Source organism: Geomonas sp. (assembly GCF_035254065.1).
Taxonomy (GTDB): domain Bacteria; phylum Desulfobacterota; class Desulfuromonadia; order Geobacterales; family Geobacteraceae; genus Geomonas.
In genome coordinates this window covers 21,664-28,436 of sequence record NZ_DATFBA010000173.1, presented here as the reverse complement: position 1 = coordinate 28,436, position 6,773 = coordinate 21,664, and the positions used below count along the sequence as shown (strand labels likewise).

The following is a 6,773-nucleotide window of genomic DNA, read 5'->3' as shown; positions in this document are numbered from 1 at the left end:
ACAACCTCCCCGGCCTTTTTCTGTTTGAGCTTCTGCCTGGTCCTGCCCTGCTTAGTGGAAGACGTCGATGTCCACGCTGAAGGTCGCCATCGGCTTTACCCCCTTTTCGAAGGGGCGGCGGTAGACCAGCCTGAGCGGTGCCTTCCCGGTCGCCACCGCCAGGAAGGTGAACCGGTAATAGCCGCCCACCCCCAGCTCTCTGCCGTCGCTGGTGTAATCCGGGTCTCCCTGGCGGGCCAGCAGACCGGAGGCCCCGGGCAGCTCTTCCCACTGGTAGCCGGTACTGGGATTGCCGGGGAGGGTGACGATCAGCCGCTGGCCACGGTGAAGCCGCACGATATTGCCGTCGGAGTGGCGGTCGAGGTAAATGTCGTCGGAGCCTTTCGCCGAGGAGCCGGTAGAGGCGCACCCGGCGCCGGCTAAGGCGACCAGAACGGTCAGCAGCAGGCGGCCGAGGGCGGCCCGCTTCGTAAAGGTTGTCATCGGCTGATCCCTCCTTTTTCCGTGCGGGACGTCCCGCGTTCTTCCCGGCCCGCCGGTTCCCCCAGGTCGAGCCTTTTCCCCGCAAAATAGGCGTCCACGATCCCCACCAGCCAGCAGAGCACCAGCACCACCAGCGCGGCCGTCGTCTTCAGGTCGTCGGGGGTGGCCGAGGCCCGGCTGGCCGCGTTGAGGATGGCGACCATGTCCACCGCGCCCCCTTCGCTTTCGGCCTTCTCCAGGATGGCGTAGGCCTGCTGGGTCGCCTTCATCACCACCACTGAGCAGCAGGCGAGCACCGCGACCATCAAGCTGATGCCGCGCAGATAATGCCGCTCCCACAACTGGCCAAGTCCCGGGAAGATGATCCCCGACAGCAGCGCCCCCTTCACCGACTTCTTCATAACGCCCCCTTGCCGGACCGCCGGCCCGCGCTCCAGCGCTTTAGCCGGTCGGCAACAACTCAAAGTGTAGATGATTTGCGAAAAGCTGCTGGCAAAAAGGCGCCCGCGGCGCGCCACCGGCCGGGCGACGGGAAGCGGCGACAGGGGATGACTGGAAGGAGAGAAGATTTAAGCGAAATCTTGTAATATGGGGGGAGAACCTTCACCTGGATCCGGATCCACTGGGGGAGGGGTAGTCGCAACAAAGCAGACACAGCAGTACAGCGTCACAGGCGGATAGTTGCCCCCCCGCGGATGCGGGACTGTCGGCCGGTAGCCTCGGACGACGGATACGTCGGAGGTTCGCATGCAAGATCAATCGCAGAACAGACACCATTCCATGGTCCGGCTGGTCCTGGAGTTGATGGAGCAGTCGATTGTCCTGGTTTTCCTGGAGTTGAAGCTGGCCGCGCTGGAGGTGAGAAACAACGTCGACTCGGCCAAAAAAGGATCCGTGCTGCTGGCGGTGGGTGGCTTCATGCTGCTGTTTTCGCTGCTGGCAGCCACTGCCACCGCCATAGCGGCCCTCTCCCTGGTGCTTCCGGTCTGGCTCTCGGCGCTTATCGTGACCGCGGGCCTCATGTTCCTGGGAGCCGGCCTCTTGTTCACCGGTCTCGGCAAGCTCAAGCATTTCACCCTGATCCCCAAGGACACCCTGGATCGGGTGGAGAACATCGGCCACAAACTGAAAACGCATGCCGAGCAGCGCGACCATGAGGCGCAGGCGGCAAAAGCGGCGAGGGAGGCCGTGCACGCGGAGGCGATACGCGCCAGGGAGGAGAAGGTGGCGGCGCGCGAGCGGGAAGCGGCCCAGCGGGAAGCGGAGAGGGAAGAGGCCCGCGCCCGCGACCTGGCCAAGAGGGAGGCGCGGCGCTCCAGACGGCTCACCTATGCCCGGCAGAAAGCCGAGGCACGGGAGGCCGCCAAACAGAGGAAGGGGTGAGCCGACCCCCAACAAAGGGAAAGGGGACTGGCTCCGCAGGTGCCAGTCCCCCTTCTGAAATTGTCATCCTTCTGAACCTTCGTCAACAACGGCGGGCTTCCCAGCACCTGGCCGATTCCTCCCGGCTCTCGCTCGCCCTGCGGGGTGCAGCTCAGAACTCGAAGAGGAACCCGCCCAGGCAACTGGTCCCCCCCAGGTTGACGGAGCCTCCGGTGGTATCCCCCATCGCCCTGATGAAGCGCCCTTCCACGAAGAAGTAGGTGTGCTGCAGCCCGAAGTCGCGGTAGAGGCTTTCCGCGGCATCCCTCTCCAGCCTGTCCATCAGGAACTCGACCCCGGCTCTCGCGTTGAAGCCGTTCACCGACCCCTTGGTGGTTCCCTGACCCGTCACGTCGGACCGGTAGAAGAGCCTGGTGTAGCCTCCCCCCGCGTAGGGGACCAGCCACTGGTCCTCATCCATCACCCCCCGCGCCAGCACGAAGACACTGAGCGGCGCCCGGTCGAAGGTGACCTCACCGGCGGTGGTCCCGTGCTGCAGCTGTCCCCCCTTGCCGGTTGCGTATGAATAGCTCCCCTCTATCCCCACCTCGACCTGCCGCGTCACCTTGTAGGCAAGGGAGCCGCCGAACTCGGGGGTGTAGCTGCTGCCGTAGAAGGTGGACCACCTGTCGACATCGGGGAACAGGACCCCCCCCTTCAGTTCCAGCGACCAGTGCGGCCGTTCGGGGCGCTGCTCGGCGAGCGCGAGGGCGGGGATCAGCGTCAGCAGTACGGCAAGCAACAGTTTTCTCAAGAGACCCTCCTCGCTCTGACCAGCGACCTGCTGTCGATCCTTCGGTACAGGAAAAAGGAGGTGGTGACCGCTGCCACGAGGATCGCCAGCTTGATGAGCGGTGGGATGTAGACCAAAAAGGTCGACAAGAGCACCAGCGGCAAAAGGACCAGCCGCACCGGCGCCTTCAGCCAGGGGTGGGCGTTCAGGAAACGGGCACCCCTGGGGCCGTGCTGGTAGTACCAGGAGACGAAGGCCCGCCCGGGGGCGTTGGTCATCAGGTAGCGGTCCCTGAACATCCGCAGCGACTGGACCTCGGGTGCGGAGTAGAAACCGTAGGCGGCGGTGGCGATGAAGCAGCCCCCCCCTTTCACGTTGGGGAAGGGGGTGACGGCCTCAGGGAAGTCCTGCTTGACGTTGGAGAGGGTGCCGGTGACCGGGTCGCCCACCGTCTGGATGGTGGGGAGCGACTTGGCGCTCTCGTTGGCGCTGGGGGAATTGGGGGCGAGTGTCGAGTCAACCAGCGAGGTCACCTGTGCGACGATCTGCGCCCGGGCCACCGGCAGGACCGCCACCCAGTAATTGGTGGAGTTGACCAGGCCGCTCAGGGTGTAGCTGGTGGCCGTGGGATCATTCACCGGGATAAAGGCGTCCGGCAGTGAGGTTGCGGTGAAGGCTACCGTGTTGAAGTAGATCCGGTAGCCGGTCGCGCCGATGACCGGGGTCCAGTTGAGCTGCAGCGCGTGGTCCAGCGGGGTGGTGGTCAACACCGGTGCGCCGGTCGGGGCCGTCGGTGCATCCGGGAGCGTGGCGAAGGTCAGCTGCGCGCTGGTGGTGGTTGCCGGCGATACCACGAAGGGGCTGGCACCCTCCGCGGCGATCAGCTGGTTGGGGGTGGTGCTGTAGTAGACCCGGTACGCGGTGACCGGGCTGCTCTGCTGGCTCCAGTTAAGGGTCATCACCGCGGAGCTGCTGGTGGCGATGATGGTGGAGGAAAGCGTCGGCGTGGGAGGGGTGCTGGAGCCGGCATCGGCGGCGGGGCCGCCGTAGGCACCACGGTCCTTGACGCCGGTGATGCTGGGATCGCCGGAGTTCTTGCAGGGAGAGGTGGACTGCAGGTGGAAGTCGCCAGCCAGGGCGTTCACGAACTGGGGGTCGGCGTTGGTGACCGTCGCGTTGGGGATGGCGTTGTTGCCGAGGTCTGAGACGCCGTTGGCAATGTTGGCGAAGTAGTCGTTATAGGAGAGGTTGAGGGTGCCGGAGGCCGAGATGGCGGTGGTGTTGGTGGAAAAGATGTTGTTGCCGACCGTCAGCCCGGTGGACGTGGTGCTGATGGCGGTCCCGTTCTGGTAGAAGGTGTTGTTGACGATGGTGGCCGACGCCCCCTGTATCTGGAGAGCGATGGAGTTGGGGAGCCAGAAGATGTCGTTGGTGATGTTGATGGAGCCGCCGCTGGCCAAGATGCCGATGGCGCTCGGCGCCTTGAAGGTGAAGTTCCTGATGGTCACATTGCTGTGACCGTTGGTGGTGATCAGCGCCCCGCTCCCGCCGCCGGTAAGGATGGTCCCGGCAGTACTGGCGCCGTACAGGGGAACGCCGTCATTTTTGATCTGGATGGCGCCGCTGTAGGTGCCATTTGCCACCTGGATCTGGTAGCTGTTGGCGGCGTTGTTGGGATTGCTGATCTGGATGTTGACGTTGTCGATGGCGCTCTGGATGGTTTGGAAGTTGGTAGAGCTGGTGGGTTTGCCGGGATCGACGGTAATGGTGATCAGGGTGGCCAGGGCCGCTTCGGGCACAGCCAAGGCCGACAGCATGGCTGCAGTAACCAGCAATCGTGTCATCCACCTCACTTTCATGAGCCCGTCCTTTTCTGCAGGTAGGTCAGCCGGAGGGCGGCTGTTGGCGGCTAGCCGGTCCAATGAAGCAAGCGAGGCGCATGCTATCATAAATCACAGCCGATCCCAATGAAAAAAAGGCAGCCTTTGCGGGCTGCCTTTTTGGGTTCTGTCTGTGGCGAAGGGGGGTGGGACTACTCCGACTTTTTCTTCTTCGACTTCTTCCCCTTCTTCGCTTTTTTACCGCCCGAGGAGGACCCTTCACCCTTGGACTTCTTGCTCCCCTTGCCGGCCTTTTCCTTCTTCCCCTTCTTGCCGCGCTTGGAACCCTTCTCGTGCTTGGAGTTCTTGTGGCGGTGGTAGCTTCTCGGCTCCGGGGTCAGCTCGTCTTTGATGTTGGAGAGCAGGACCGTCGGCTCTTCCAGTTCCGGGTCCGCCTTCTTGGCCGCCTCCAGGGAGGCCTTGGCCTCGGCGATCCGGCCGTTCTTCATCTGCACCCGCCCCATGGCGTTCAGTGCCTTGGCGTGGTCGGGCTTCAGTTCCACCGCCTGCTTGTACTGGGCGATGGCGTCGTCGTAGTTCTTCTGGAATTCGTAGACGAGCCCCAGCTTGTAATGGGTGTTGGGATCGGTAGGCGCCAGTTCCACCCCTTCCTTGAGCAGGGTGGCCAGCTGGTCGTAATTCTTGTTCTTCACGTAGATGGCGGTCAGCGCGTTTCGCGCGTCGGCATCATCCTTCTTCAGCCTGAGGACCTCCTGGTACTCCTTGGCCGCCTCGTCGTTGAGGTTCCGCTTCCTCTGCAGGCTGGCCAGCTCGCGGTGCGCCTCCAGGGCGTTGGGGTCGAGCTTGATGGCGGCGGCGTAGGCGTCGGCCGCCGCGGTGAGGTCCTTGCTGTTCACGTAGGCGCGGGCAAGCTTCAGCTGCAGGACAGGATCGTTCGGCTTTCTTTTAACCAGCTCGCGGTACTGCTCGAGCGCCTGCGGGAAGCTGCCGCGCAGGGTGTAGATGTCGGCCAGCCGCTGGCGGGCCTCGTCGTTGTCCGGGGTGGCGGCCAGTACCTGCCGGTACTCGACCACCGCCTCGTCCAAGAGCGCCTTGCGCTCGTAGATGCCGGCCAGGTTGTAGTGGAGCTGGGGGTTATCCGCCTTGTTGCGCAGCGCATCGCGGTAGTACCCCATCGCCGCGTCCTCATGCCCGGTGGCGAGCAGGCAGTCGCCCAGCCGCTGCATGGCGACCGCGTCGGTCGGGTCCTCTGCCAGGCGCAGCCGGTACTCGGCGATGGCCTGCTCGTACTCTTTGGAGCCCTTGTAGCTGTCGCCCTGCGCCAGGTGGTTGACCTTGGGGGCCGGCGCAGCCTTGGGGGCGCTGCCGGCCAGCACGCGCTCGTACTCCGCGCTCTTCTCGTCACCCTTCTTGGCGTACCCTTCGGCGAGCAGGCGGTGGACTTCCTTGTTGCCCGGTTCGTCGAGGGCGGCCTGCTTGAGTTCGTTGACCGCCTTGTCGGTCTCCCCCTTGGCGAGCAGCAGGGCACCCAGCCCCAGGCGCGCCTTGCCGTTGCCGGGTTGGATGGAAAGGGCCTTGCGGTACTCGGCCTCCGCCTTCTGGCGCGAATCGATGGCTGCGTAGGCTGCCGCCAGTTCTACGTGCAGGTTGGCGTCATCCGGATAGGCGTTCACCGCCTCGCTGTAATGGAAGATGGCGAGCTGGTAGAGCTTCTTGTCGGCGAAGATGCGCCCCAGCGCCGCGTTGTAGCGGGGATCCCCCGCCTTGAGCCCCGCGGAGAGTTCCACCGCCGCCTCTTCGCTGGCACCCTTTTTCTGGTGCAAAAGGCCCAGGTTTCCGCTGGCCGGGTAGAATTCGGGATCGATGGAGAGCGCTTCCTTGTACTCCTTGATGGCGGCATCGGTGTTGCCGCCTCTCTCCAGCTGGAGCGCCTTGAGGTAATGCCCGGCGGCACCCGAGGGGCAAAGTTCCATCACGCGCTTCTCGGTGTCGGCCCGCTTCGACTCGCTGGTCTGCGGCGTCATCTCCAGGATCAGCCTCTTGGCGTCCCGGCAGCTCCCGGAGCTCGAGCCGGGGAACGGCCAGTTGAACCCGGTGCCGAACACGGTCAGCGCCAGCAGAGAGGATAGTACAGCGTATCTTTTCATGTAAGGCCCTTTGTTTCGGTGGTTTTCGTGGTGGTTGCGCCGTGGAGATCGGCGCCGGCCGCCGCGCTGCGGCCCGCTTCGCCGTGCTCGCCGCGGGGGGCGGCCGATAGGCTCCTGTCCCTGCCGTCGGGCGCGAACCGATACCTC

6 protein-coding genes are annotated in these 6,773 nt (G+C 64.5%); 1 reads left to right on the top strand and 5 read right to left on the bottom strand.

The genetic code is table 11. The annotated features are described in order from the left end of the window. Positions 1-51: 51 nt before the first annotated feature. The gene (locus VJ604_RS08490; protein WP_324081565.1) at positions 52-483 is read right to left on the bottom strand and encodes a protease inhibitor I42 family protein; all 432 of its coding nucleotides are present in this window, start codon (positions 481-483) and stop codon (positions 52-54) included. Further along, on the bottom strand, positions 480-884 hold the full coding sequence (locus tag VJ604_RS08485; RefSeq protein WP_324081563.1) for a hypothetical protein: 405 nt from the start codon (positions 882-884) through the stop codon (positions 480-482). Before VJ604_RS08485 ends, VJ604_RS08490 begins: the two co-directional genes overlap by 4 nt. Before the next feature lie 346 nt (positions 885-1,230). On the opposite strand from VJ604_RS08485, the gene VJ604_RS08480 reads away from it, so the two are divergent. Beyond that, positions 1,231-1,866: a phage holin family protein gene (locus VJ604_RS08480; RefSeq protein ID WP_324081561.1), complete on the top strand. Its 636-nt coding sequence runs from the start codon at positions 1,231-1,233 to the stop codon at positions 1,864-1,866. A 151-nt stretch (positions 1,867-2,017) separates the two neighbouring features. Here VJ604_RS08480 and VJ604_RS08475 read toward each other — a convergent pair whose 3' ends face one another. The 3 genes from VJ604_RS08475 to VJ604_RS08465 form a co-directional block, all read right to left on the bottom strand. Beyond that, a complete protein-coding gene (locus VJ604_RS08475) occupies positions 2,018-2,659 on the bottom strand; it encodes an MXAN_2562 family outer membrane beta-barrel protein (protein ID WP_324081559.1) in 642 nt (213 codons plus the stop codon). Further along, positions 2,656-4,482: a CFI-box extended C-terminal domain-containing protein gene (locus VJ604_RS08470; protein WP_324081557.1), complete on the bottom strand. Its 1,827-nt coding sequence runs from the start codon at positions 4,480-4,482 to the stop codon at positions 2,656-2,658. Before VJ604_RS08470 ends, VJ604_RS08475 begins: the two co-directional genes overlap by 4 nt. A 188-nt stretch (positions 4,483-4,670) precedes the next feature. Beyond that, positions 4,671-6,626, bottom strand: coding sequence for a tetratricopeptide repeat protein (locus tag VJ604_RS08465; RefSeq protein WP_324081555.1), 1,956 nt, complete (start codon positions 6,624-6,626; stop codon positions 4,671-4,673). Positions 6,627-6,773: the final 147 nt, after the last annotated feature.